Origin of the sequence: Microvirga aerilata (genome assembly GCF_016743775.1) — a bacterium.
GTDB lineage: Bacteria > Pseudomonadota > Alphaproteobacteria > Rhizobiales > Beijerinckiaceae > Microvirga > Microvirga aerilata.
In genome coordinates this window covers 82,080-106,338 of record NZ_JAEQMY010000011.1, presented here as the reverse complement: position 1 = coordinate 106,338, position 24,259 = coordinate 82,080, and the positions used below count along the sequence as shown (strand labels likewise).

The following is a 24,259-nucleotide window of genomic DNA, read 5'->3' as shown; positions in this document are numbered from 1 at the left end:
GTTCAAGCCTGCCTGAGTATTGATTGAAGATGGGTCTGTAGGGGCTGTGAGCGCAACTAGCCAGCGATCACCTTTTCAAAGGTTAAGCACCCGACCGGCCACCGCGTCCAACTTCTTCAGCAATTCGGGATCCTGCGCCGAAGGGGCAGTCATGATGGCGCCGTCGAGGGCCCGGTCGGACCGGACGGGGCATGGCTCATGCTCGGCCGGGAAGCTCTTGGCAACGCGGGCGATCAGGCGAGCGACCTTGGCGGCGTTCTGCTGCGCCACGGCGACGACGGCTGCCACGTCCACGTCCTCGTGGTCGGGATGCCAGCAATCGTAATCCGTCACCATGGCGATGGTCGCATAGGTGATCTCGGCCTCGCGGGCGAGCTTGGCCTCCGGCATCGCGGTCATGCCGATCACGTCGTAGCCGAGATGCTTGTAGGTGATCGACTCGGCATAGGTGGAAAATTGCGGGCCTTCGATGCACACCAGCGTGCCGCCCAGGGTGAACGGAATGCCCTCCGCCACGGCCGCGCTGGCGATGCGCTCCTGCAGCAGTGGGCCGACCGGGTGTGCCATGGGCACGTGGGCGACGCAGCCCCGGCCGAAGAAGGAGTTCTCACGCCTGTGGGTGCGGTCGACGTATTGGTCCACCAGCACGAAGAAGCCCGGATGGTACTCGTTCTTGAAGGAGCCGCAGGCGGAAACCGAGATCAGATCGGTGACGCCGGCCCGCTTCATCACGTCGATATTGGCCCTGTAGTTGATGTCTGAGGGCGATAGACGATGTCCGCGCCCATGGCGGGGCAGGAACGCAATGGGGGTGTCGCCGATGCGGCCGACGCGCAGCACGTCCGAGGGCTCGCCCCAGGGAGAGGCGACCCGCTCCTCGCGCATGTCCTCAAGCCCAGGGAGGTCGTAGACTCCCGATCCGCCGATAATGCCCAGAACCGCCTTCGTCATTTCGCCCTCGCCTGCCGGGTTCTCTCGGTTTCTCTTAGACGAGGAAGGGCCTGGCCCCAAGCCTCCCCTGGCCCCAAGCCTCCCCCGGTCCCACCATAAATCCGCGCTCCGGCCTCAGCCCAGCGGGATCGAAGCGATCTGGTCCGTCTCGAGGCAGGGGAAGAGCGTCTCGCGAACCAGCCTGATGCGCGACACCGGCGCCGTGATGGAAACGGGCAGGCTCTCGATGCGTTCGACCGCCTCCTTCGGGATTCGGGCCTTCGTCCGGTATCGTGCCAGGGTCGAGTGGATCAGATCGTAGATGAGCGGCTTGTGACCCGGAGGCGGGGGGATATCGCTGACGATCCTGCTGCGGATGGCTTCGATGAGATCTGTTTCGTCCGTTGCCGTCACGATGATGGCGGTATCGGTGACCTTGAGGCGGGAGAAGCGCAGCTCCAGGGGCCGGCGGCCGCGGCACAGTTCCTCCAGGAGGTTTTGGCTGGGCTGGGAGATGCGCCGCCAATAGGCCTCCTTGTCGAAATCTCCCTTCACGGGAACCAGCGGATAGACGGTCACATGCAGCCCGTGCTTGGGCCCCACATGCAAGGGCTCCGGCCACGCATCGGCAATGGCGCGCTGCACGCTCTCGAAGGCGTCCCGGGTTTCGGGATCCAGGCTGGGCTGGACATGATAGGCGAGACAGGGCTGGGCCCAGATGTCATCGGGGATCGTCTGCAACATGGCACCCACATAGGGCTGGCGTCACAGGGTGTCACCCGAAAAGAAAAAGGCCCCGGAGCGGGGCCTTGATCGTTTTACGGATTGTGGGTCATCGGAGGCGTGGCGTGGCCTTCGACCTCGCCACCCACGCGAGCCCAGATCTTCTTCTTGGTGAAGTAGAGCAGGCCTGCCAGAACGAGCAGGAACAGGATGACCTGGAAGCCGAGGCGCTTGCGGGCCTCGAGGTGCGGCTCCGCCGTCCAGGTGAGGAACGCCGTCACGTCGCGGGCATACTGGTCGACCGTCTCCGGCACCTGCGGCTGGCCGGCCTCGTTCTTCGGATACTCGACCTGACCGTCGCTCAGGGGCTTGGGCATCGCGATCACGTGGCCCGGATAGTACTCGTTGTAGTGGCCGCCGGCCGGAACCTGGAAGCCCTGCGGGGGCTCATGGTAGCCGTTGAGCAGGGCCACGAGGTAATCCGCGCCGTTCTCCGAATACTGACGGAACACGTCGGTGATGAACCAGGGGAAGCCGCGCTCGTAGGTGCGGGCCTTGGCCATCAGGGACAGGTCCGGCGGAGCCTTGCCGCCGTTTGCCGCCGCCGCCGCGTTCTCGTTGGGGAACGGGGACGGGAAGCGGTCGGCCGCGCGGCCGGGACGCTCGAACATGTCGCCCGCGTCGTTCGGGCCGTCCTGGATCTTGTATTCCGCCGCAAGCGCGCGAACCTGTGCCTCGGAGAATTCCGGGCCACCGGGCTGCGACAGGTTGCGGAAGGCGATGTAGCTCAGGCCGTGGCAGGAGGCGCAAACCTCCCGGTAAACTTTGAAGCCGCGCTGGAGCTGAGCCCGGTCGAAGGTGCCGAACGGGCCCTGGAAGCTCCACTTGAGCTGCGGCGGGACCGGGGTCTCGCCGGCGGCAAAAGCCGGAGCGGAGAGACCCAGGAGGGCAGCGGCGATGAGAAGAGTACGCTTCATCATAATGGTGTTCCTCAACGCTCGCTCTTAGCCCTTGGACTGCGGCTCGGCATTGGCGCCGGCCGGAATGCCGGCTCCGCCCTTCTGCACGCCCATGACGGATTCGAGGATCGAATTCGGCAGCGGCAGCGGACGCTCGACGAAGCCGAGCACCGGCAGCACGATCAGGAAGTGGGCGAAGTAGTAGACGGTGCAGATCTGGGCCGCGAGGGTGTAGTAGCCCTCCGCCGGCTTCGAGCCCAGCCATCCGAGCAGCACGCAGACGGCCACGAAGACCCAGAAGAACTGCTTGTAGAGCGGACGGTAGGCGGTGGAGCGCACCTTCGAGGTATCGAGCCAGGGCATGAAGACCCAGATTATGATGGCCGAGAACATCGCGATGACGCCGCCGAGCTTGTCCGGAATGGCGCGCAGGATGGCGTAGAAGGGCAGGAAGTACCACTCGGGCACGATATGCGCGGGGGTCACGGCAGGATTCGCCGGGATGTAGTTGTCCGCATGGCCGAGATAATTCGGGATGTAGAACACCCACCAGGCGAAGAAGATCATGAACACGACGACGGCGAAGATGTCCTTGATCGTGGCGTAGGGAGTGAACGGAACCGCGTCCTTGCCCGACTTGATCGGAATGCCGGTCGGGTTGTTCTGGCCCGGCACGTGCAGAGCCCAGATGTGCAGGATCACGACCCCCAGGGTCATGAAGGGCAGCAGGTAGTGCAGGGAGAAGAAGCGGTTCAGCGTCGGGTTGCCGACGGCGTAACCACCCCACAGGAAGCTCACGATGGTCTCGCCCACGAGCGGGATCGCCGAGAACAGGTTGGTGATCACGGTGGCGCCCCAGAAGCTCATCTGGCCCCAGGGAAGCACGTAGCCCATGAAGGCCGTCGACATCATGAGGATGAAGATGATCACGCCGAGGATGTACAGAACCTCACGGGGCGCCTTGTAGGAGCCGTAGTAGAAGTTCCGGAAGATGTGGAGGTAGACGGCGATGAAGAACATCGACGCGCCGTTGGCGTGCAGATACCGCAGCAGCCAGCCGTAGTTCACGTCGCGCATGATGTGCTCGACGGACTGGAAGGCCAGGTCGGCATTCGGCGTGTAGTACATGGCCAGGAACACGCCCGTCACGATCTGGGAGACGAGCATGAAGACCAGGATGGCGCCGAAGGTCCAGAAATAGGTCAGGTTCCGCGGCACCGGAAAGGCGATGAACGAGGAATGGACGAGACCTGCGATCGGCAGACGGCTCTCGAACCATTTGCCGAAGGCGCTCTGGGGAACGTAGGTGGTGGGATGTTGGCTCATGGATGTCGCCTGATCGCGGATGGTTACGCCGTGGCTTCTTCTTGACCGATAATGATCTTTGTATCGGACACGAAGGTATAGGAGGGGATCGGCAGGTTGGTCGGAGCCGGGCCGCCGCGGACGCGACCGGACGTATCGAAGACCGAGCCGTGGCAGGGGCAGAACCAGCCCTTGTATTCACCCTGCTGGCCCAGCGGCACGCAGCCCAGATGAGTGCAGTTGCCGTAGACGACGAGCCACTGGGCCTTGCCGTCCTTCACGCGCTCGGCGTCGGACTGGGGATCGCGCAGGGATGCAACATTCACATCTCCGGCAGACTTGACCTCGTCCGGGGTGCGGTGCCGGATGAAGATCAGCCTGCCGCGCCAGAAGACCTTGACGATCTGGCCTTCGGCGATCGGCGTCAGGTCGACCTCGACGGGAGCGCCGGCCGCCACCGTCGCCGCATCCGGCGCCAGGGACTGAACAAAGGGCCATACCAAGGTTGCCCCGCCGACAGCGGCAGCAGCGCCCGTGGCGATGTAAAGGAAATCTCGCCGTGTCGGCTCAGCGACATGAGTGGTGGTCTCGGCCACTTGGCTCTCCAGCATTGATCAAAAACGAGAACCGCGCGTCGGCAATGCCTTGGTAACCCAGACATTCGGCGCACAAGCTCCGATATGGAACGCGTCTACGCGCGCGCAATGCGACTGGGAGTCGCCGCGCGGTGGCTCTTTGGCACGGTCAAGCCCGCCTGTCCATAGCCGGATTGGAGTTGTTCCAGCCTGTGGCTCAAATTGCCGCTCCATCGCGGACGGCAGGACACCGGGGCTCAAGCCGCATAAGGGGTTGCGCCGGTCCTGCAGGGGAAGCGAACGCTCCCTTGACGGGAAGGCATATTGCCCCGATGACGGATTGCATGCCCCGACTTGCCATCTATCAGCCGGACATTCCGCAGAACACCGGCACCATGCTGCGGCTGGCCGCCTGCCTCGGCGTGCCGGTGGAGATCATCGAACCTGCGGCCTTCGACGTGTCCGACAGGAACCTTCGCCGCTCAGGCATGGATTATCTCAACCATGCGGCGATCGCCCGCCACATCTCCTGGCGCAGCTTCGAGGCCTGGCGCCAGGATGCCGGGGGCCGGCTGGTGCTGGCCACCACCAAGGGCGCGATCCCCTATGCGGACTTCGCCTATGAGCCTCAGGACATCATCCTGGTCGGGCGCGAATCCGCAGGGGTCCCGGACGAGGTCCACCAGGTGGCCGACGCGAGGGTCTTCATCCCCATGCAGGAGGGCATGCGGTCCCTCAACGTGGCGGTCACGGCCGCCATGATCCTCGGGGAGGCCCTGCGGCAGACCCGTTCGTTCCCCGCCCCAGCCCGTTCACAGATTTGACGCGAGACCATCATGACCGATCAAGACGCCGTCGAACGCCTGCAAAAAGAGGCGCCTGTCTGGTTTGCTCTCCTGCGCGACCGGATCTGCGCCGCCTTCGAGGCGCTGGAGGATGAGGTGACGGCTCCCCTCCCCCCGGAAGCCCAGGAGCCCGGCCGGTTCGAGCGCACCCCCTGGGAGCGCAAGGACCAAAGCGGCAATCCCGGCGGCGGGGGTGTCATGTCCATGATGCGGGGCCGGGTGTTCGAGAAGGTAGGCGTCCACGTCTCGACGGTGCATGGGGAGTTCGCGCCGGAGTTCCGCGGCCAGATCCCGGGCTCCGATCAGGACCCGCGCTTCTGGGCAGGCGGGATCTCGCTGATCGCCCATCCCTGGAATCCGAACGTTCCAACGGTCCACATGAACACCCGCTTCGTGGTGACCACCAAGCCGTGGTTCGGCGGCGGCGCGGACCTCACCCCCGTGCTCGACCGGAGGCGCACCCAGGACGATCCTGACACCGTCGCCTTCCACGGCGCCATGGAGGAGGCTTGCCGGGCTCATGCGCCGGAGGGCTCCTACGACCGTTATAAGAAGTGGTGCGACGAGTACTTCTTCTTGAAGCACCGCAACGAGCCGCGGGGCATCGGCGGCATCTTCTACGACTATCACTGGACGGGAAACCCTGACGAGGACTTCACCTTCACCCGCAACGTGGGCGAGGCCTTCCTCAAGATCTATCCGGATATCGTTCGGCGTAACGCCCCCAAGCCCTGGACGGAGGTGGACCGGATCGAGCAGCAGGTCCGCCGCGGACGTTACGTGGAGTTCAACCTGCTCTACGACCGGGGCACCATCTTCGGCCTGAAGACCGGAGGCAACATCGCCTCGATCCTCTCCTCCATGCCGCCGACGGTGAGGTGGCCATGAGAGGCCACGCTGTCACCCGACGCTGCCCCGCGTCCGGGATGGCGCCTTGAGGAGAACCTAAGCCTGCTCCAGAACCCGCCGGAGCAGTTCCCCTGCGTAGCCTTCATCCATCCGGCAGCCTTCCGCCAGCCAGGCCTGACGGGCCCGGGCGAGCAACTCGCCCACTTTAGGGCCTTTTGGAACCCCACTCTCAAGGAGATCGGCTCCCCGCAAGGGAAAGACCGGCAGAGGCTCGGCACCCTTGCGGAAAAGCTCGAGCGCCTCCCGAGCCTCCTCATGGACGATGGGCAATGGCTCCCTGGTCGTTGCCGCCAAAACGATGCCGAGAAGCTCAGGCCCATGCTCCGCCACGAGGCGGCGGATGGCCAAGGCGTTCAATGGCAGCCCCCATGTCTTGATAAGGCCGAGAAGCCGCCCATAGGCGGCGAGCTTCTTGTGCTCGTCGTTGGAGAGCCTCAGATGTTCCCGCAGCCGGTCTGCGTCCTCTGCGACCATCACCGCGAGCGCCGCCAAGCGCCAGACCGGCACAGGCCCGGTCTCGTCATCGGCGGCCACCCGGCTGAGGCGGCCGAATTCGGCCGCGCCGCCCAGAAGCCAGGTGAGGAAGCCGTGGTCGGCCAGAACCCCGATCGTGTCCTCTGCCCGGCGGGCCACGAGCAGCCTCATCAGCTCATGCCGAACTCTCTCCTTCGAGAGGATCGCAAGGCCGTGCCGCTCGGCGCCGGAGGCGGCAAGCCCCTCCGGGTCGGGATCGCCTTGCGCATATTCCGCATGGAAGCGGAAGAAGCGCATGATCCTCAAGTAATCCTCGCGGATGCGGGTGCGCGCCTCGCCGATGAAGCGCACGCGCCGGGCCGCCAGATCCGCCATGCCGTCGGTGTAGTCGTGGAGCCGCCCGTCGAGGCCGAGCGACAGGGCGTTGATGGTGAAGTCGCGCCGCTTGGCGTCGAGCACGAAGTCGCGGCCGAAATGCACCACCGCATGACGCCCGTCCGTTTCCACGTCCTCGCGCAGGGTGGTGATCTCGAAGGGCTCCCCGGCGACGATCACCGTGATCGTGCCATGCTCGATGCCGGTCGGAACGGCCTTGAAGCCGGCAGCCCTGGCCCGCTCCACCGTGGCTTCGGGAAGCATGGTGGTGGTGCAATCCACCTCCGTCACCGGCCGGCCCAGCAGGGCATTGCGCACGGCGCCGCCCACGATGCGGGTCTCTTCCCCGCCGCCATTGAAGGCCTCCAGAAGGCGGCGGAGTTGGGGGCGCTCGAGAAGGCTTGCGAGAGCCTGTCGGTCGAGGATGTCCATTACTCGAAGTGCCCTGGAATGACCCGTCCGTTTTCGACGCGCGTCGGCACGTATGCGCCGGTCTCATGCTCCGCCAGAAGGGCGGTGGCCACGAGGGACATGACGACGAAGCTCAAGCCCGCAATGGTGAGCCAGGTGGATTGGTCGCTCCAATGAGACCAGATCAGCGGATTGCGGCGGCGGATGACGAGATAAAGCGCAAAGAGAACGAAGGGCAGGAGGAACAGCGCCAAACCCTGAATGATCGCCCGTGTCATGGCGTGTAGAGCCTCTCGTACAGATTGCGGATGATGCCCGCCGTCACGCCCCAGATGTAGCGCCCCTCATAGGGCATTGCATAGTAGCGGCGAAGCCTGCCCTTCCATTCGCGGGAATGGAGCTCGTGGCGGGCCGGGTCCATGAGAAAACTGAGCGGCACCTCGAAGGTATCGGCGACCTCGTCCGCGTTCAGGTCGAGCGTGTAGGACGGGGAGACCCGCGCGACCACCGGCATCACCAGGTAGTTCGTGGTGGACAAGTACGCATCGAGATATCCGAGCAGGCCGATGAAGCGCCTGTCCAGGCCGATCTCCTCCTGGGCCTCGCGGCAGGCCGCCGCCAGGATGGAGGGATCCGTCGGATCGACCCGCCCGCCCGGAAAGGCGATCTGCCCCGAATGCTGGCGCAGCTGCGAGGAACGCTCGGTCAGGAGCAGGGTCGGCTGCTCGCGCATGACCACCGGGACCAGAACCGCCGCGGGCTTGGGCTGCAGGGGATGGGCGAGAGGCACATCGTCGAGGCTGTGGTCGCCGCGCGGATTGGCCAGGGCCTCGTCGGGATCCGGGGGCTCGGGCCGCAGGCGTTCCGCTGCCAGCGTCAGGAAATCCGGCATGTCGTGGAGGGCAAGCCGCATCAACGCTCGCCCAGCTCGGAGATGGAAGCGATGTGGAAGAACATGCCGTTTGATGTGACGCCGAAAGTGGCAGCACCTTCCACGTGCGTTTCCTCGCCCAACGCGATCAGATCGAGCGCAAGCGTGCGCGTCACCAGGGCCCAAAGTTCCCCCCGGACCTTCACATAAGGCTTCACGCCCCCATGGGCATCCTTGTCGAAGCGCAGCGGATGCTCCGGGCCAACCTGGACCAGATCGTCCACATTGGTGCGAAAGGCGATCTGGCGATCCCTTCCGTCACCTTCAACGGCCATTTCGACCGCCAGGAAAGGCGCGTCGTCGACGGCGATCCCGACCCTTTCGACGGGGGTGACGAGCACATGGCGCTCCGGGTCCTTGCGCAGGACCGTCGAGAACAGCCGGACGAGGGCGGGCCTGTTGATGGGCGAGCCCATGTAATGCCACGTGCCGTCGGCCGCGATGCGCATGTCGATCTCGCCGCAATAGGGCGGGTTCCAGCGCTCCACCGGCGGCGGCCCTTTTTGCTTGGCGTCGGCACCGAGCGCCTCCGTCAGGCGGGCCAGGGCGCTTCCAGGATGTGGGATTGAGGAATCGGTCATGACGCAAGCGTGAACACTATTTTCTAAATTGAGGATCGACGAACGGCGGGCAATTGCTACTTCCTAGAGAATAGAGTCCCTGGCTGTATCGTCCACTCCATATCGATCAAGTGCTGCGGCGCATCGACCCTTGCTTATCGACGCGGATCAAAGGCAGACTAGCTACCGGGGGCAATTGCGAAGAAGAGGGAGAATGACCTCATGACGGCCAGCATTGCTCAAGCGCCTACCGCCCTGGACGACGCGATCATCCGCAACGCGGAGGCAACGCTTGAGACTGTAGGCCGCGCCCGGGAGGCCATTCACACGGTCATCTTCGGCCAGGAGGACGTGGTCGACCTGACGCTCATCACGCTTCTCGCCGGCGGTCACGGGCTTCTCGTGGGCGTTCCGGGCCTGGCGAAGACCAAGCTCGTCGACACGCTCGGCACCGTGCTCGGGCTCGACGCCCGCCGCATCCAGTTCACCCCCGACCTGATGCCCTCCGACATCCTGGGCTCCGAGATTCTGGACGAGGGCGCCGACCGCCGCCGCTCCTTCCGCTTCGTGAAAGGCCCCGTCTTCGCCCAGCTTCTCATGGCGGACGAGATCAACCGTGCGAGCCCGCGTACCCAGTCGGCCCTGCTGCAGGCCATGCAGGAGCACCATGTGTCCGTGGGCGGCGAGCGGCACGACCTGCCCCAGCCCTTCCACGTGCTGGCAACCCAGAACCCCGTCGAGCAGGAGGGCACCTATCCGCTGCCCGAAGCCCAGCTCGACCGCTTTCTCCTTGAGATCGACGTGGGCTATCCGACCCGCGAAGCCGAGCGGCGCATCCTGATCGAGACCACGGGCGCGGAGGACCGCAAGCCCGTGACCGTGATGAATGCCGAGGCGCTCATGAACGCCCAGCGCCTGGTGCGCCGCCTGCCGGTCGGCGAAAGCGTGGTCGACGCGATCCTCGACCTCGTGCGCTCGGCCCGCCCAGAAGGCGACCGGGTGGACGGCGTCACCGACAAGGTCCTCTGGGGACCGGGCCCCCGCGCGAGCCAAGCCCTGATGCTGGCGGTGCGCGCCCGCGCGCTCATCGAAGGCCGCGTGGCGCCCTCGCTGGCCGATGTGGTGGCGCTGGCCGAGCCGGTGCTCAAGCACCGCATGGCGCTCACCTTCTCCGCCCGCGCCGATGGAGAAACGCTCAAGGGCGTCATCGGCCGGCTCACCTCGCGGCTGGCAGGCTAGGATTTTACATATGGCCCGTACCCGGGTCCTCCCCGAAAGCGCCCGCTCGCCGGGCCGCGTTGAGACGGAGAGCGCGCTCTCCCTGGCCAGCCGGATGCCGCGTCTCGTGCTGGAAGCCCGACGCGTCGCCGCAAATCTCGCCCACGGCATCCATGGCCGCCGCCGCGCCGGCACCGGCGAAAGCTTCTGGCAGTTCCGGCCCTTCGTGACCGGAGAGGCCGCGCAGCGCATCGACTGGCGCCGCTCGGGCCGGGACGACCGGCTCTATGTGCGCGAGCGGGAATGGGAAACCGCCCAGACCATCTGGTTCTGGATCGACCGCTCCGCCTCCATGGGCTACGCCTCGGACCTGGCGCAGGCTCCCAAGATCGAACGGGCCATCGTGCTCGGCTTTGCTCTCGCCGACACCTTCGTCGAGGCGGGGGAGCGGGTGGGGATGCTGGGCCTCATGGCGCCTCGCGCCACCCGGCGGATCGCGGAAACCATGGCCCAGACCCTGGTGGCCGACCGCACGTCCCTCGAGGAGAGCCTGCCCCCGCAGGCTCCCGTGGCGCCCCAGCACGAAGCCATCCTGGTCAGCGATTTTCTCTCTCCCGTGCGTGACATCGCCGCCATGGTCGAGGGCATCTCGTCCCGCGGGGCGCGAGGGCACCTCGTGATGATCGTCGATCCCGTCGAGGAGACCTTCCCGTTCCAGGGACAGGCGGTTCTGCACGATCTCGAAGACGGGGTTTCCCTGAGGATCGGCGACGCGGCGTCCTGGGGGCGCGCGTATCGGGCGCGCATCGAGCAGCACCGGGCGGAGCTCCAGGAACTGGCCCGCCGCCGCGGCTGGACGCTCACGATCCACCGGACCGACCGGCCTGCCAGCGAGGCGGCGCTTCGCATCATGACCCTCGTTTCCACCTCCCGCGGCACCAACACGGGAGCGCGCTAGGTCATGCTGGGCCTTCCCCTCACCTTCGCCGTCCCGCTCGTCCTGACGGCGCTCGCGGCCCTTCCGGCCATCTGGCTCCTGCTGCGCATCACGCCGCCGCAGCCCAAGCGGGTGGACTTCCCGCCCCTCAAGATCCTGGCCGACCTCCGGCCCGAGCAGGAGATGCCCGCCCGCACCCCCTGGTGGCTGCTGCTGCTCCGGCTGCTGCTGGCGGCGTTCCTGATCCTCGCCGCCGCGGGCCCGATCTGGAATCCCCTGGCGGAAGACAACAACCGCTCGCCGCTTCTCATCATCCTGGACAACGGCTTTGCCGCAGCCCACGACTGGCGCGACCGCATGAACCTCGCCTCCGAGCGGATCGAAGCGGCGGGACGCGACGGCCGCACCGTCGCCCTCATGGCAACGGCGGAAGTGCCTGCCGCCATCGAACCGGCGAGCCCGGCCGCCGCCCTGGAGCGCCTGCGCTCCCTGAAACCTCTGCCGCACCTGCAGGACCGTCAGGTCCACCTGGATTCCGTCAGGCGTTTTCTGGAATCCACGCCCGATGCCAACATCGTCTGGATCAGCGACGGGGTCGCGGGCGTTGACGGGCAAGGCTTCATCGATGGTTTGGCGCAGATGGCGAGCGGGCAGCGGATCACCGTTCTCAAAGCGGAGCGCGCTCCGGCCCTGGCCATCGCGGGCGTGGAGAACGCCAGCGGCCAGCTCAACGTCAGGCTCGTGCGGCCGGAGCCGAACGGGCGCGATGCGGGCCTCGTCCGCGCGCTCGACCTGAAGAGCCTGCCGCTGGCGGACATGCGCTTCTCCTTCGACCCGAACGCCACCGAGACCACGGTCGCCTTCGATCTGCCCACCGAGATCCGCAACGCCATCGCGCGCATCGAGATCATCGGGGAAGGCTCGGCCGGCGCAGTCCATCTTCTCGACGAACGCGGCAAGCGCCGCCGGGTCGGCCTCGTGTTCGGCGGCACCTCGGAACAGGCCCAGCCGCTCCTGTCGCCGCTCTACTACATCGAGCGGGCCCTTGCGCCCTATTCGGAGATCCGCACGGGCCGGGGCGGCGTCGCCGATGCGGTGAACCAGCTCATCGACGAGCAGGTTTCCATCCTGGTTCTGGCCGATGTGGGCGGGCTCGACCGGGAAACCCTCGGCAAGGTGTCCGCCTTCGTCGAACAGGGCGGGATGCTGCTGCGCTTTGCAGGCTCGAGGCTTGCGGCCGGCAACGACGATCTCGTGCCGGTGCGCCTGCGCCGCGGCGGACGCAGCCTGGGCGGAACTCTCTCCTGGGACACGCCGAAGACCTTCGCGGCCTTTACCCGCGAAAGCCCCTTCTTCGGCCTCGCCGTTCCGGAGGAAATCGGCATCCGCCGCCAGATCCTGGCCGAGCCGGACGGCGACCTGCCGGCCAAGACCTGGGCGTCGCTGGCCGACGGCACGCCCATCGTCACGGCGGACAAGCGCGGCGACGGGCTGGTCGTGCTCTTTCACGTGACCGCCGACACCACCTGGTCGAACCTGCCCCTGTCGGGCCTCTTCGTCGACATGCTGCGCCGAACCACCGCCCTTGCCGGTGCGTCGACCGACACGAACGCGGAGGCGCGCAACGCGGAGAACGAGACTGTGGCCCCACGACTGACGCTTGACGGCTACGGCATCTACATCTCGCCCCCGGCCACCGCCCGCGCGGTGACGCGCACCTATACGGAGCGGGCGCGCCTGGAGCATCCGCCGGGCTTCTACGGTCCGGTGGATTCGAGCCTTGCGGTCAACGCTCTCCTACAGAGCGACCGGCTGGCGCCCTTGAACTACGCCTCGCTCAATCCCCGGATCGCGCCGCTTGCCGGGGCGCAGACCATCGACCTGCGCATGCCGCTCTTCATGCTGGCCCTGCTGCTTCTCGTGGCCGACACCCTTGCGTCCCTCTGGCTGGGCGGCCATCTGGCGAACCTCTCCGGGCGCCTGCGCCGGGCAGGCGCTGCAGCCGCCATCGCGCTCACGGCGTTCCTGCTCTTCAACCCTGTCACGGATGCGAGCGCGCAGGACCGCCGGTCCTCCATGGCCATCGAGAGCGCCAATCCCGCTCTCGTGACGCGCCTGGCTTACGTGGTCACGGGAGACGCACAGGTCGACGAGACGAGCAAGGCGGGCCTGACCGGCCTGACGCAGGTTCTGGGCCAGCGCACGGCCCTGTCCCCGGGCGAGCCCATCGGCATCGATCCGGCCCGGGACGAGGTTGCCTTCTACCCGCTGATCTATTGGCCCATCGTGGCCAACCGGCCGATGCCGCCCGAGGCTGCCATCCGCCGCCTCGACGCCTTCATGAAGGGCGGCGGCACCGTGATCTTCGACACGCGCGACGCCTTCGGGAGCCGCCCCGACGGAGCCATGAGCGCCGAGGGCCAATACCTGCGCCGGATGCTGGCCGGACTCGACATCCCCGAGATCGAGCCCGTTCCTGCCGACCACGTGCTGACGAAAACCTTCTACATCCTCGACACATTCCCGGGCCGCTATGCCACGGGGCAGACCTGGGTCGAGGCCCTGCCGCCGCAGGCCGAGGGCGAGGAGAGCCGGCCGGCGCGCTCCGGCGACGGCGTCTCCCCGATCATCATCACGTCCAACGATCTCGCGGCCGCCTGGGCGGTGGGAGCGCGGGGCGAGTGGCTTTATCCCATCGTCGGCAGCGACCAGCGGCAGCGGGAGTTCTCGTATCGCAGCGGCGTCAACATCGTCATGTACGCGCTGACCGGCAACTACAAGGCCGATCAGGTGCATGTGCCGGCCCTGCTCGAACGGCTCGGGCAGTAGGCATGGGCATTTTCAAACAAGACTGGCTTTCGGTGGCTCGGGCCGAAGCAGGGTTTGTGATTCCCGGCCGAAGCGAAGCGAAGGTGAAGGGAATCCACGATCAGGCTCAGCGCTATAGATCCCCTTCCCTTGCTGCGCTCGCCGGGGATGACACCCCAAGTTCAACCTGAGCCACGCGCAGGAGATCGGTTTGCTTTCGATCAGTTTCTCACCGCTCATCCCCGATTACGCCCTCTGGGCGCTCGGCGCCGTCGTGGCCCTGCTGGCGATCCTGGCGCTCGCCTCCCGCGGACCCGTGGCGATCCTCCGGGCCGTGGCGCTTGGCCTCGTTCTCCTGGCGCTGGCCAATCCGGCGCTGGTGCAGGAGGACCGGGAAAAGGTGAAGGACATCGTGGCGGTGGTCATCGACCGCTCCAGCTCCCAAACGCTCGGCGACCGCTCCCCCATGACCGATCAGGTGCGGGCCGAGCTGGAGCGCCGCTTCGGGTCGCTGGCCGATGTGGATCCTCGCTTCATCAACGCGGACGACGGCAGCGGCGACGACGGGACGCGGCTGTTCGCGGCCCTGTCCAACGGGCTTGCGGACGTGCCGCCGGACCGGCTGGCCGGCGTGATCTTCGTGACCGACGGCGTGGTCCACGACATTCCGCCCTCCGTGGAGGGCCTTGGCTTCAAGGCGCCGCTTCATGCTCTCATCACGGGACGGCCTGACGAGCGCGACCGGCAGATCAAGCTGCTGGAGGCTCCGCGCTTCGGCATCGTCGGCAAGGATCAGACCATCCGGGCTCAGGTGATGGAGCGCGGCGGCACGGGCTCGGCGCTCCTGACGGTGCGCCGGGACGGTCAGGTGCTCAGCCGCCAGCAGGTGCGGGCCGACACCCCCTTCTCGCTTCAGGTGCGCATCGAGCATGGCGGCACCAACGTGGTCGAGCTGGAAGTCGAAGGCCTGCCCAACGAGCTGACCCAGGCCAACAACCGGGCCGTCGTTCCCATCGAGGGCATCCGCGAGAAGCTGCGCGTCCTCCTGGTTTCGGGCGAGCCGCATGCGGGCGAGCGCACCTGGCGCAATCTCCTGAAATCGGATGCCAATGTGGACCTCGTCCACTTCACGATCCTGCGTCCGCCGGAGAAGCAGGACGGCACGCCGATCAACGAGCTCTCGCTGATCGCCTTCCCGACCCGCGAGCTGTTCCAGCAGAAGATCAAGGAATTCGACCTGATCATCTTCGACCGCTACGCCAACCAGAGCATCCTGCCCTCCAGCTATTTCGAGAACATCGTGCGCTATGTGCGCGAAGGCGGCGCGATCCTCGTGGCGGCGGGCCCGGAATTCGCAAGCTACGGCAGCCTCGCCCAGACGCGCCTTGCCCCCATCATCCCCGGCCAGCCCAACGGCAGCATCATTGAGCAGCCCTACAAGGCCGAGATCACCGACACGGGCGAGCGCCACCCGGTCACCCGCGACCTTCCGGGCTCCGAGCAATCGCCCCCGGCCTGGGGCGAGTGGCTGCGCATCATCGGCTCCCAGGTGCAATCGGGCTCGACCCTGATGTCGGGCGCCAACGAGTTGCCGCTCCTCGTGCTGCGGCGGGAGGACAAGGGTCGCGTGGCGCTCCTGCTCTCCGATCATGCCTGGCTCTGGGCGCGCGGCTATCAGGAGGGCGGGCCCCATCTCGACCTCCTGCGCCGGCTCGCCCATTGGCTCATGAAGGAGCCTGCCCTCGAAGAGGAGGCGCTGCGCGCCAGCGCTCAAGGCAGGGACATCCGCATCGAGCGGCAGACCATGCAGGAGACGGCCGCGCCTGCGACCCTCGTGGCGCCGAGCGGGGCCGAGAGCAGCATCCCGCTCAACGAGACGCGCCCCGGCCTGTTCACGGCTCAGGTAGCAAGCCGCGAGCTTGGGCTGCACACGGTGCGCTCGGGCGATCTCATCACCTTCGTGAGCATCGGACCGGCGAACCCGCGCGAGCTGATGGAGGTGTTCAGCAACACGGAGGCGCTCGCCCCTATCGCCGAGGCCACAGGCGGATCCGTGCGGCGGGTGGCGATGGCGGGCGATCAGAGCATCACGGTGCCGCGCTTGCTCGCGGTGCATTCCGGCACGCGCTTCTCCGGCGGCGACTGGATCGGCATCAAGCCCAGCGACAGCGCCATCGTGCGCGGCGTCTCGGTCTTCCCGATGGCGCTGGGTTTCGTGGGGCTTGTGCTCCTGATCGGCTCGACGCTCGCCGCCTGGCTGATCGAGGGACGGCGCAGGGCGTAAAGCACTTCCGAATGTCGGGCACGCGCGTGTTTCCCTCCCGCTAGCGAGGGTGGGGCCAGCCGCAGAGCTGATTCCAGCTATTCGCTTGAAACGGGCAGCGGGCTCACCAGACCTCTCGCCCGGGACAGCGCGCCCTCGGCCAGTTCCAGAGCCAGGAAGCGGGCGGGGTTAACCGGGCCCGGCAGCTGCAATTGCTGCGGCGGGATGCGCTTGAAGCCGAAGCGGCTGTAATAGGGCTCGTCGCCCACGAGCAGGACCAGGGTGTGCCCCTTCGCCCTGGCGGCATCGAGGGAGCGCCCCATGAGGGCCGCGCCGATGCCGCGGCTCTCGAAGGCGGGCTCGACGGTCAGCGGACCCAGCATCAGGGCAGGCTCCTCACCCGCCATCACGGGGGTCAGGCGAACCGAGCCCACGAGCAGGGTGCCCACCATTGCGGTAAACGACAGATCGAGCAGGTGGGACGCCCCTTCCCTCAGGCGGGAGGCCGTGCGGGCAAAGCGGCCCGGGCCGAAGGCGCGCTCGTGCAGGCGCTCGATGGCCTCGGAATCGATGGGTTGCTCGGTGCGGATCAGGAGCGAGAGCTCGGTCATGAAGGAACTCAGACGTAAGACGAGAAAGACAAGGGCGGCGGGACGAATGTCAGCCGTGTCGTCGTCGCTGGGTCCGGGTGATGCTCATGGGCTCGAGGTTTCCTTGGATGCTCCTGGCCATAGCAGCGCCGGGAACGCGGCGCAAACCCTTCTCACCAGTTCACGGACGGAGGCTGCCCTTCGAGGATCTCGGCGAGCCTGCGGCGGGTCGCCGACGTGGTTCCTTCCGGAAGCCGGTCCAAGGGGAAGAAGCCCGCCTCGGCGATCTCCTGATCCGGCTGCTTGACCTCCAGCACCGTGAAGCGCCGGATCACGTAAACCAGCACGTGGTCGCGCCGGGAGATCCTTCGGTTGAAGAACACGCCCACGAGAGCCGGAGCCTCGTCCATGGCGATGCAGGCTTCCTCGCGCAGCTCGCGGTCGAGGGCCTCCAGAGCCGTCTCGCCGGTTTCCACCCCGCCTCCGGGCAGGTGCCAGCCGGGAACATAGGTGTGCCTGATCAGGAAAACCCGGTTGTGCTCATCGAGCACAGCGCCGCGGACGCCAAGGGTCATGCCGCGCGAGAAGCGCCAATAGGTGTGGAGCCCCCAGGAGAGGAGGCGCGATGTCTTGCGCGGCGAGGTGTCAGACATCGGTCGAAGCAATCACAGCCAGGTTACGGGAACGTGAACGTAAGCATTCATGCACTGCATAGCTGTTGCACCAAATTGGCGCGTGACCCGCATTATACAAAGGTCTAACAAAGGGCCAACCAAAGGTGTTCCAATGTTTCTCGCGTTCATTCTCTCCCGCCTCAACCGCTCGGCCCGCTTTTCCTGGACTCCGGCCCTCAACCTTGAGGACCGTTCGGTCTACTCGACCCTGATCCCGGGTACGCAGTACTGAGCATCCGCCCACGCCCTCCCGTCTCCAATGGAGGGCTGGCCAAAGAGGCAGATCCTGCTTAGAATTATTCTAAACAGGATCTGCCATGAAGTCTCTGTCCGAACTGTCCGAGCGCGATGTCGTTGCCCTGGCGATTGCCAGCGAAGAAGAAGACTCGCGGATCTACCAGCATTTCGCCGATCGGCTCCGTCCCGACTTTCCGGCCTCCGCCGAAATCTTCGACGGGATGGCCGAGGAGGAGCGCGAGCACCGCAACTCCCTTTATGGCTTCTACCGCTCCCGTTTCGGGGAGCACCTCCCTCCCATCCGCCGGGAGGACGTGCGCGGCTTCCTGAAGCGCCGTGCCGTCTGGTGGAGCCCCCATCTCGATCTCGACAGGATGCGCCGCGAGGCGGAAGTGATGGAGCTGCAGGCGGCAAGCTTCTACGAGAAGGCCGCCCAGCAGACCCTCGACGTTTCCATGCGGGAGCTTTTCACGAAGCTCGCGGAGGTCGAGCGCGGCCACGAACGCAAGGCGGGCGAACTGCACGCGGCCCATCTGACGGACAACGCGGAAGCCGCCGAGGAGCATGCGCGCCGCAGGCTCTTCGTGCTGCAATACGTGCAGCCGGGCCTCGCCGGCCTGATCGACGGATCGGTCTCGACCCTCGCTCCCTTGTTTGCCGCCGCCTTCGCCACCCAGAACAACTGGGAGACCTTTCTGGTCGGCCTTGCGGCCTCGGTCGGCGCGGGGATCAGCATGGGCCTGACCGAGGCCCTGTCCGACGACGGGGAGATCACGGGCCGCGGCTCCCCCTGGCTGCGCGGTCTGGTGTGCGGCCTCATGACGGCAGCCGGCGGCATCGGCCATACCCTGCCCTATCTGGTGCCCGACTCCTGGCCCAACGCCTTCATGCTGGCGACCGGGATCGCCGCCGTCGTGGTTGCCGTCGAGTTGGTCGCCATCTCGTGGATTCGGACCCGGTACATGGAAACTCCGTTCTGGAGCGCCACCTATCAGGTGGTCGTCGGAGGCGTTCTGGTGCTACTGGCCGGTATCTTCATCGGCAGCGCTTGACGGAGCGGGCGGCGCGCACGAACTCTCGCTTCCACTCGCAACAATCGGCAGCCATGTTCCGCATCGCTCATCTGACGGACCCCCATGTGGGCCCTCTCCCCCGCCCCCGCCTGAAGCAGCTTTTGAGCAAGCGCCTGACCGGTTGGTACAACTGGCATCGCAACCGGCATGATCTTCACGACATGGAGATCCTGGCGGATCTGGTGGCCGACATTCACGCTCAAAAGCCCGACCACATCGCCTGCACGGGCGACACCTGCAACATCGGTCTGCCCGACGAGTGGAAGACCTCGCGGGTTTTCATGGAAGTGCTGGGCGATCCGGCCCGCGTCACCTTCGTGCCCGGCAATCACGATGCCTATGTTCGCGGCTCCCTCGAAGGCCTGCTGAAAGAACTGGCTCCCTGGACGCGCGGCGACAACGGCACCGAGGCCGTCTTCCCTTATCTGCGCCGGTACGGAAATGTGGCGATCGTGGGCCTGTCCTCCGCCATCCCGACCCTTCCGTTCGTGGCAACGGGTCGGGTCGGCTCGAAGCAGATGAAGGCCGTGGAGCAGATCCTTGGCGATCTCGGGCGGGATCCCTCATGCTTTCGCGTCGTGCTGATCCACCACCCGCCCCATGTGGGCGGCGCGGAGTCCGGCCGCAATCTCACCGACGCCCGCCGGTTCGAGGCCATGATCGGACGGGTCGGGGCGGAACTCGTGCTTCACGGCCACAACCATGTCGGCTCGCTGGCCCATCTCGACGGCCCGCGAGGGCCCGTGCCGGTTATCGGCGCCCCATCGGCGTCGGCCCGGGGCGGAACGCTGACGCACAAGGCAGGCTATCATCTCTTCACGATCGGCCAGGATGAAACAGGCTTCTTCCTTAAAGCCGAACTGCGCGGATTGCGGCCGGACGGCACCGTGGGCGGCATGGGGATGCTGTCCCTCGGGCGGATCAGGCAACCTGAAGAAAAGTCTTGAGCACCGCTCTGCTGAAGATCGCCAAGCTTAGATCAGGGACGAAAGGTCAAGCTTGCGTTCCGACAAGACAGATGGAAGATTAAACCTATCCTATGTTAGCTTCCTAAGCTCGGATGCACATGGCGGAAACCATGGTTTTGTGCCCATTCCAGTCCCGTCAAGCACATATATTCTTCTTTTCTGGAACCGCTTAGATCGCTTCTCGTTGAAGGGATGCTGCAGCCACCCATGAACTTTGCAAGCCTGTTGAGCTTCGAGCGGTGTTCTGCGACCCGAAAACAGGAGTTCATCTCATGAAGAAATATGTAGCCCTTGCGGCCCTGCTTGCATCCGTTTCGGCCGCTCCGGCCTATGCCCAGATGATGGCCCCGGCTGGAGGCGCCATGGTCCTGGACAGCCGGACCTATCGCATGATGGCAGCCCAGTCCGATGCCTTCGAGATTGCCTCGAGCCAGCTCGCTCTCGAACGTTCCCGCAATCCGGCGGTCCGTCGTTACGCCCAGAACATGATCCAGGATCATGCCATGACGAGCCAGGCCCTCAACGGCGGCCGCGCGGTCTATTCCGCATCCGGTGAGTTCATCGGCGGCTCCTTGAGCGGCACTCTTGCCGGCGCCGGCATCGGCGCCCTGGTCGGCGGCCCCGTGGGTGCGGCCGTGGGCGCCGGCATCGGCGCAACGGCAGGCGCGACGGCGGGTGCCGCATCGAGCGGTTCCCCGAGCGCGGCCGGCGGCACGGCCACGGGCGCTCTGGCAGGAGCCGGCGTCGGCGCCCTGGTCGGCGGACCGGTGGGTGCGGCCGTCGGCGCGGGCATCGGCGCGACGACGGGCTCCGCCGCCGGCGCTGCGAGCGACGTGCAGGCAACGGGTTCGGTCACCCCGATCCGTCTCGGCGTTCCGCTGAGCCCGGAAAAGACCGCCATGCTGAACCAGCTCGCCTCCACCTCGGGACCGCAGTTCGACCGTCTCTACGGTCAGGCCCAGCGCATGTCTCACCAGGAGGCCCTGGCTCTGCATTCGACCTATGCTCAGGCCGGCAACGAGCCGTCGCTTCGCCAGTTCGCGGCTTCAGTGGTTCCCCACATCGAGCATCACCTTGAAGACTCCCAGCGTCTTCCGGGCGGCACGGTGAGCCGCCGTCGCCGCTAAGCGACTTCAGCTCACAGCGTCTTTGCGGCGGGTCCTTTCGGGCCCGCCGTTTTCATTGCGGCAGGACGCTTGCAACGACCTTGCCGGGATTGAGGATGTTCTGCGGATCGAGCGCCCGTTTGAGGCTGCGCATGAGGTCGAGGGCGACCGGATCCTTGTAGAGGACCAACTCGTCGCGCTTGATGAGGCCGATCCCGTGCTCCGCCGAGATGGAGCCGTTCATCCCATGCACGATGTCGTGCACGATCCGGTTGAAGCGCTCCCAATGCGCCAGGAAGGCAGCCTTGTCCATGCCCACCGGCTGGGACAGGTTGAAGTGGATGTTGCCGTCGCCGAAATGCCCGAAGGCGCAGACGCGCACGTCCGGCATCTGTGCCTCGCAGGCTCTCGCCGCGGTCTCGATGAACTCGGCCACCCGCGAGACGGGCACGGCCACATCGTGCTTGATCGAACCGCCTTCGAGCCGCTGCACCTCGGACAGGCTTTCGCGCAAAGCCCAGAGACCCTGGCTTTGTGCATCGCTTGCGCTGATCGCGGCATCCTGCACCAGCCCATCCTCCAGGGCCGTGCCGAGGATCGCCTCCAGCTGCCCCTGAAGGTCCGTGTCCTGCTGCGGCGCGGTGAGCTCGATCAAGCCATAGGCCGCATGGCGCTCCGCAAGCGGGCGAACCGCGCCGGGCCTGTGTTTCAGGACGATCTCGAGCCCGAAATCGGGCATGTACTCGAAGGCGGTGAGATGATCGCCCGCCTGCTCGCGCAATCGCCCGAAGAGCTGAAGCGCCGCGTGCGCGGAGGCGCAGCCGACGAAGGCGGTCACCCGCGCTTTCGGCTCAGGAAAAAGCTTCAGCACCGCCGCCGTGATGATGCCGAGGGTTCCCTCCGAGCCGATGAACAGGTTTTTCAGGTCATAGCCCGTGTTGTCCTTGCGCAAGCCCTTGAGGCCGTCCCAGATCCGGCCGTCGGCCAGCACCACTTCGAGGCCGAGCGTCAGCTCCCGCATGTTGCCGTAGCGCAGGACGGCGGTGCCCCCCGCATTGGTGGCGAGGTTGCCGCCGATGCGGCACGAGCCCTCGGAGGCGAGAGACAGCGGAAACAGGTATCCGGCGGCGCTCGCCGCATCCTGAACGGCTTTCAGGATGCAGCCGGCTTCGACCGTGATGGTGGCATTCACGGGGTCGAGGTCCCGGATGCGGTCGAGACGGGCCAGGGAGAGCACGATGCCGCCGGAGGGCACGCCGCCGCCGACAAGCCCCGTGTTGCCCCCTTGCGGAACCACGGGCACCCCGGCTCGCGCGCATTCCTGAAGAACGACGGCAACCTCGTCCCGGTCGCGCGGGCGCACCACGGCCAGGGCCTCGCCGCGATAGAGCCCCCGGGTCTCCACGAGGTAGCCTTCGATGTCGCTGCCCAGGGTGAGGACGGAGCCCTCCCCCAACCTCGCCGTCAAGGCTTCAACGAGAGCGGTGTTCTGTGCGGTCATCCCTGGTCCTCGGCTGGAGCCTTCGTTCATTACGGCTTGTGATGGGAACCGCAAGGTGTAGGAAGAAGCAGGACGATCCTGCCCAACCCCCACGTTTCGCGAGCTTCCATGGCCTACGTCATTCCCGCGCCCTCGATCCCCGCCCTTCCCGTTGCCGGCACCGGCGAGCTGTTTCCCGTTCGGCGCGTCTACTGCGTCGGGCGCAACTACGCGGCCCATGCCCGCGAGATGGGCGGCGACCCCACCCGCGAGCCGCCTTTCTTCTTCATGAAGCCGGCCGATGCGCTCCAGCCGGTGGCGCAAGGGGCGACCGCCGACCATCCCTACCCGCCGAAAACCGGCAACTATCATTTCGAGATCGAGATGGTGGTGGCGCTTGCCAAGGGTGGACGGGACATTCCCGTCGAGGGGGCTCTCGACCACGTGTTCGGCTACGCGGTCGGCCTCGACATGACCCGCCGGGACCTGCAGGACGAGGCCAAGCAGCTCCGTCGCCCATGGGAGCTTGGAAAGGCGGCGGACCGCTCGGGTCCGGTCGGGCCGATCCATCCGGCCTCCCAGGTCGGACACCCCTCCGGCGGCTCGATTTCCCTGTCGGTCGACGGCAGCACGAAGCAGACGGCGGACCTGTCGGACATGATCTGGTCGGTGGCGGAGCAGATCGCCTATCTGTCCTCCTATTTCGAGCTTTTCCCCGGCGACGTGATCTTCTCCGGCACCCCGGACGGCGTGGGCGCGGTGGCGAAAGGCCAGACCATGGTCGGGGCCATCGAAGGCCTGGGCGAGATCCGGCTGAGGGTTGTGTAAGGCCTGCCTGCCTCCCCTTGCCTTTTTTGCCGGTTTGACCGTTACTGCGTCACAGCGCGGTCCTCGGGATCGCGATGAAGCCAGGCTCCGGCTCGAACCGGAGCCCATAAACTAAGGGAACGACAATGAAATTCATGAAATCCATCGGCTTGGCTCTTCTCGGTTCGGCGCTTGCCATCGGTGGAGCGGCCGCGCAGGAGAAGACCGTCAAGATCGCCACGGAAGGCGCCTACGCCCCCTGGAACTTCACGGGCGCGGGCGGCAAGCTCGAAGGCTTCGAGATCGATCTGGCCAACGATCTGTGCGGCCGCATGAAGGTCAAGTGCGAGATCGTGGCCCAGGACTGGGACGGCATCATCCCGGCGCTCACGGCCAAGAAGTACGACGCCATCATGGCCGGCATGAGCATCACGGACGAGCGCAAGAAGACCATCGACTTCGCGGGTCCCTACGCCAATTCCCCGAACGGCCTTCTGGTGGCGAAGAACTCGGACCTCGCCAAGATCCCCGGCACGGGCCAGGCTTTCAATCTGGGCTCGCAGCAGGCTGCGGCCGAGAAGGCGATCGAGGCCTACAAGCCCATGCTGAAGGGCAAGACCGTCGGCGTTCAGACCTCGACGATCCACTCCAATTTCGCCGACAAGTACCTGAAGGGCACGGCCGAGATCCGCGAGTACAAGACCACCGAGGCTCATGATCTCGACCTCGCCGCGGGCCGCATCGATGCGGTTCTGGCCGACTCGACCAACATCATCGGCACCCTCGAGAAGCCCGAGTTCAAGGACTACGTCATGGTCGGCCCGTCCATCACCGGCGGCCTGCTCGGCGCCGGCGTGGGCGTGGGCCTGCGCCAGGGCGACACGGAGCTCAAGAAGAGCTTCGACGAAGCGATCCAGGGCGCCATCAAGGACGGCACGATCAAGAAGCTGTCCGAGAAGTGGTTCAAGATCGACACCACCCCGCGCTCCTGATCCTTTTGCACAGCACATTCAAGGCGCAGCTCCGGCTGCGCCTTTTTTGTATGAATCCATCCCAGCTGCGACCGAAATTGCCAGTCTGGCCGCTTTATTCATCATGTTT

23 protein-coding genes are annotated in these 24,259 nt (G+C 66.2%); 11 read left to right on the top strand and 12 right to left on the bottom strand.

Annotation, left to right across the window (positions count from 1 at the left end):
* Positions 1-75 precede the first annotated feature (75 nt).
* From JKG68_RS10160 to petA, 5 genes are all read right to left on the bottom strand, one after another.
* Complete coding sequence (locus JKG68_RS10160) at positions 76-951, bottom strand: S-methyl-5'-thioadenosine phosphorylase (RefSeq protein ID WP_202058901.1); 876 nt, start codon at positions 949-951, stop codon at positions 76-78.
* A gap of 114 nt (positions 952-1,065) precedes the next feature.
* Positions 1,066-1,674 carry a 2'-5' RNA ligase family protein gene (locus tag JKG68_RS10155; RefSeq protein ID WP_202058899.1) on the bottom strand — a complete coding sequence of 203 codons (609 nt, stop codon included), beginning with the start codon at positions 1,672-1,674 and terminating at the stop codon, positions 1,066-1,068.
* A 74-nt stretch (positions 1,675-1,748) separates the two neighbouring features.
* Positions 1,749-2,633 carry a cytochrome c1 gene (locus tag JKG68_RS10150; protein ID WP_202058897.1) on the bottom strand — a complete coding sequence of 295 codons (885 nt, stop codon included), beginning with the start codon at positions 2,631-2,633 and terminating at the stop codon, positions 1,749-1,751.
* A 24-nt stretch (positions 2,634-2,657) separates the two neighbouring features.
* Positions 2,658-3,938, bottom strand: coding sequence for a cytochrome b (locus tag JKG68_RS10145; RefSeq protein WP_202058895.1), 1,281 nt, complete (start codon positions 3,936-3,938; stop codon positions 2,658-2,660).
* 23 nt (positions 3,939-3,961) lie between these two features.
* Positions 3,962-4,528 carry a ubiquinol-cytochrome c reductase iron-sulfur subunit gene (gene petA, locus JKG68_RS10140; protein WP_202058893.1) on the bottom strand — a complete coding sequence of 189 codons (567 nt, stop codon included), beginning with the start codon at positions 4,526-4,528 and terminating at the stop codon, positions 3,962-3,964.
* 308 nt (positions 4,529-4,836) lie between these two features.
* On the opposite strand from petA, the gene JKG68_RS10135 reads away from it, so the two are divergent.
* Positions 4,837-5,316, top strand: a complete 480-nt coding sequence (locus JKG68_RS10135; protein ID WP_202058892.1) for a tRNA (cytidine(34)-2'-O)-methyltransferase — start codon at positions 4,837-4,839, stop codon at positions 5,314-5,316.
* A 12-nt stretch (positions 5,317-5,328) separates the two neighbouring features.
* The gene (gene hemF / locus JKG68_RS10130) at positions 5,329-6,225 is read left to right on the top strand and encodes an oxygen-dependent coproporphyrinogen oxidase (protein WP_202058890.1); all 897 of its coding nucleotides are present in this window, start codon (positions 5,329-5,331) and stop codon (positions 6,223-6,225) included.
* Positions 6,226-6,282: 57 nt separating this feature from the next.
* On the opposite strand, the gene JKG68_RS10125 is transcribed toward hemF, so the two are convergent.
* The 4 genes from JKG68_RS10125 to JKG68_RS10110 are packed head-to-tail and all read right to left on the bottom strand — an operon-like array spanning position 6,283 to position 9,018.
* A complete protein-coding gene (locus JKG68_RS10125; RefSeq protein WP_202058887.1) occupies positions 6,283-7,527 on the bottom strand; it encodes a CCA tRNA nucleotidyltransferase in 1,245 nt (414 codons plus the stop codon).
* Positions 7,527-7,784, bottom strand: coding sequence for a DUF6111 family protein (locus JKG68_RS10120; RefSeq protein WP_202058885.1), 258 nt, complete (start codon positions 7,782-7,784; stop codon positions 7,527-7,529). Before JKG68_RS10120 ends, JKG68_RS10125 begins: the two co-directional genes overlap by 1 nt.
* Complete coding sequence (locus JKG68_RS10115) at positions 7,781-8,419, bottom strand: CoA pyrophosphatase (protein ID WP_202058883.1); 639 nt, start codon at positions 8,417-8,419, stop codon at positions 7,781-7,783. The genes JKG68_RS10120 and JKG68_RS10115 overlap by 4 nt, the downstream gene beginning before the upstream one ends.
* Positions 8,419-9,018: a DUF1285 domain-containing protein gene (locus JKG68_RS10110; protein WP_202058881.1), complete on the bottom strand. Its 600-nt coding sequence runs from the start codon at positions 9,016-9,018 to the stop codon at positions 8,419-8,421. The genes JKG68_RS10115 and JKG68_RS10110 overlap by 1 nt, the downstream gene beginning before the upstream one ends.
* A 201-nt stretch (positions 9,019-9,219) precedes the next feature.
* Between JKG68_RS10110 and JKG68_RS10105 the strand changes: the two genes are divergently transcribed.
* The 4 genes from JKG68_RS10105 to JKG68_RS10090 all read left to right on the top strand — a co-directional run bounded on the left by JKG68_RS10105 (position 9,220) and on the right by JKG68_RS10090 (position 16,244).
* The gene (locus JKG68_RS10105; protein WP_202058879.1) at positions 9,220-10,236 is read left to right on the top strand and encodes an AAA family ATPase; all 1,017 of its coding nucleotides are present in this window, start codon (positions 9,220-9,222) and stop codon (positions 10,234-10,236) included.
* A 10-nt stretch (positions 10,237-10,246) separates the two neighbouring features.
* Positions 10,247-11,173 carry a DUF58 domain-containing protein gene (locus JKG68_RS10100; RefSeq protein ID WP_202058877.1) on the top strand — a complete coding sequence of 309 codons (927 nt, stop codon included), beginning with the start codon at positions 10,247-10,249 and terminating at the stop codon, positions 11,171-11,173.
* A 3-nt stretch (positions 11,174-11,176) separates the two neighbouring features.
* Positions 11,177-13,981 (top strand): DUF4159 domain-containing protein, encoded by a 2,805-nt coding sequence (locus JKG68_RS10095; protein ID WP_202058875.1) that lies wholly within the window; start codon positions 11,177-11,179, stop codon positions 13,979-13,981.
* Positions 13,982-14,171: 190 nt separating this feature from the next.
* Entirely contained in the window at positions 14,172-16,244 is a 2,073-nt protein-coding gene (locus JKG68_RS10090; protein WP_202058873.1) for a hypothetical protein, read from the top strand.
* A 77-nt stretch (positions 16,245-16,321) separates the two neighbouring features.
* Here the strand turns inward: JKG68_RS10090 and JKG68_RS10085 are convergent, their stop codons facing one another.
* Together JKG68_RS10085 and JKG68_RS10080 are read right to left on the bottom strand one after the other, a co-directional pair.
* Positions 16,322-16,834, bottom strand: coding sequence for a GNAT family N-acetyltransferase (locus JKG68_RS10085; RefSeq protein WP_202058871.1), 513 nt, complete (start codon positions 16,832-16,834; stop codon positions 16,322-16,324).
* A gap of 152 nt (positions 16,835-16,986) precedes the next feature.
* Entirely contained in the window at positions 16,987-17,466 is a 480-nt protein-coding gene (locus JKG68_RS10080) for an NUDIX domain-containing protein (RefSeq protein ID WP_202058869.1), read from the bottom strand.
* Positions 17,467-17,804: 338 nt separating this feature from the next.
* On the opposite strand from JKG68_RS10080, the gene mbfA reads away from it, so the two are divergent.
* The 3 genes from mbfA to JKG68_RS10065 all read left to right on the top strand — a co-directional run bounded on the left by mbfA (position 17,805) and on the right by JKG68_RS10065 (position 20,892).
* Entirely contained in the window at positions 17,805-18,776 is a 972-nt protein-coding gene (gene mbfA, locus JKG68_RS10075) for an iron exporter MbfA (protein ID WP_202058867.1), read from the top strand.
* A 53-nt stretch (positions 18,777-18,829) separates the two neighbouring features.
* Positions 18,830-19,744, top strand: coding sequence for a metallophosphoesterase family protein (locus tag JKG68_RS10070; protein WP_202058865.1), 915 nt, complete (start codon positions 18,830-18,832; stop codon positions 19,742-19,744).
* A 293-nt stretch (positions 19,745-20,037) separates the two neighbouring features.
* On the top strand, positions 20,038-20,892 hold the full coding sequence (locus JKG68_RS10065; protein ID WP_202058863.1) for a DUF4142 domain-containing protein: 855 nt from the start codon (positions 20,038-20,040) through the stop codon (positions 20,890-20,892).
* A gap of 52 nt (positions 20,893-20,944) precedes the next feature.
* Here JKG68_RS10065 and JKG68_RS10060 read toward each other — a convergent pair whose 3' ends face one another.
* Positions 20,945-22,372 carry an FAD-binding oxidoreductase gene (locus JKG68_RS10060; RefSeq protein ID WP_202058861.1) on the bottom strand — a complete coding sequence of 476 codons (1,428 nt, stop codon included), beginning with the start codon at positions 22,370-22,372 and terminating at the stop codon, positions 20,945-20,947.
* A 108-nt stretch (positions 22,373-22,480) separates the two neighbouring features.
* On the opposite strand from JKG68_RS10060, the gene JKG68_RS10055 reads away from it, so the two are divergent.
* Positions 22,481-23,179 carry a fumarylacetoacetate hydrolase family protein gene (locus tag JKG68_RS10055; RefSeq protein WP_202058859.1) on the top strand — a complete coding sequence of 233 codons (699 nt, stop codon included), beginning with the start codon at positions 22,481-22,483 and terminating at the stop codon, positions 23,177-23,179.
* Between the two features lie 125 nt (positions 23,180-23,304).
* Positions 23,305-24,150, top strand: a complete 846-nt coding sequence (locus JKG68_RS10050; protein ID WP_202058857.1) for a lysine/arginine/ornithine ABC transporter substrate-binding protein — start codon at positions 23,305-23,307, stop codon at positions 24,148-24,150.
* Positions 24,151-24,259 lie beyond the last annotated feature (109 nt).

Bases quoted from the DNA above. Each gene is read 5' to 3' on its own strand.
- JKG68_RS10160 (WP_202058901.1), bottom strand. From the start codon at position 951: ATGACGAAGGCGGTTCTGGGCATTATCGGCGGATCGGGAGTCTACGAC.
- JKG68_RS10155 (WP_202058899.1), bottom strand. From the start codon at position 1,674: ATGTTGCAGACGATCCCCGATGACATCTGGGCCCAGCCCTGTCTCGCC.
- JKG68_RS10150 (WP_202058897.1), bottom strand. From the start codon at position 2,633: ATGATGAAGCGTACTCTTCTCATCGCCGCTGCCCTCCTGGGTCTCTCC.
- JKG68_RS10145 (WP_202058895.1), bottom strand. From the start codon at position 3,938: ATGAGCCAACATCCCACCACCTACGTTCCCCAGAGCGCCTTCGGCAAA.
- petA (WP_202058893.1), bottom strand. From the start codon at position 4,528: ATGCTGGAGAGCCAAGTGGCCGAGACCACCACTCATGTCGCTGAGCCG.
- JKG68_RS10135 (WP_202058892.1), top strand. From the start codon at position 4,837: ATGCCCCGACTTGCCATCTATCAGCCGGACATTCCGCAGAACACCGGC.
- hemF (WP_202058890.1), top strand. From the start codon at position 5,329: ATGACCGATCAAGACGCCGTCGAACGCCTGCAAAAAGAGGCGCCTGTC.
- JKG68_RS10125 (WP_202058887.1), bottom strand. From the start codon at position 7,527: ATGGACATCCTCGACCGACAGGCTCTCGCAAGCCTTCTCGAGCGCCCC.
- JKG68_RS10120 (WP_202058885.1), bottom strand. From the start codon at position 7,784: ATGACACGGGCGATCATTCAGGGTTTGGCGCTGTTCCTCCTGCCCTTC.
- JKG68_RS10115 (WP_202058883.1), bottom strand. From the start codon at position 8,419: ATGCGGCTTGCCCTCCACGACATGCCGGATTTCCTGACGCTGGCAGCG.
- JKG68_RS10110 (WP_202058881.1), bottom strand. From the start codon at position 9,018: ATGACCGATTCCTCAATCCCACATCCTGGAAGCGCCCTGGCCCGCCTG.
- JKG68_RS10105 (WP_202058879.1), top strand. From the start codon at position 9,220: ATGACGGCCAGCATTGCTCAAGCGCCTACCGCCCTGGACGACGCGATC.
- JKG68_RS10100 (WP_202058877.1), top strand. From the start codon at position 10,247: ATGGCCCGTACCCGGGTCCTCCCCGAAAGCGCCCGCTCGCCGGGCCGC.
- JKG68_RS10095 (WP_202058875.1), top strand. From the start codon at position 11,177: ATGCTGGGCCTTCCCCTCACCTTCGCCGTCCCGCTCGTCCTGACGGCG.
- JKG68_RS10085 (WP_202058871.1), bottom strand. From the start codon at position 16,834: ATGACCGAGCTCTCGCTCCTGATCCGCACCGAGCAACCCATCGATTCC.
- JKG68_RS10080 (WP_202058869.1), bottom strand. From the start codon at position 17,466: ATGTCTGACACCTCGCCGCGCAAGACATCGCGCCTCCTCTCCTGGGGG.
- mbfA (WP_202058867.1), top strand. From the start codon at position 17,805: ATGAAGTCTCTGTCCGAACTGTCCGAGCGCGATGTCGTTGCCCTGGCG.
- JKG68_RS10070 (WP_202058865.1), top strand. From the start codon at position 18,830: ATGTTCCGCATCGCTCATCTGACGGACCCCCATGTGGGCCCTCTCCCC.
- JKG68_RS10065 (WP_202058863.1), top strand. From the start codon at position 20,038: ATGAAGAAATATGTAGCCCTTGCGGCCCTGCTTGCATCCGTTTCGGCC.
- JKG68_RS10060 (WP_202058861.1), bottom strand. From the start codon at position 22,372: ATGACCGCACAGAACACCGCTCTCGTTGAAGCCTTGACGGCGAGGTTG.
- JKG68_RS10055 (WP_202058859.1), top strand. From the start codon at position 22,481: ATGGCCTACGTCATTCCCGCGCCCTCGATCCCCGCCCTTCCCGTTGCC.
- JKG68_RS10050 (WP_202058857.1), top strand. From the start codon at position 23,305: ATGAAATTCATGAAATCCATCGGCTTGGCTCTTCTCGGTTCGGCGCTT.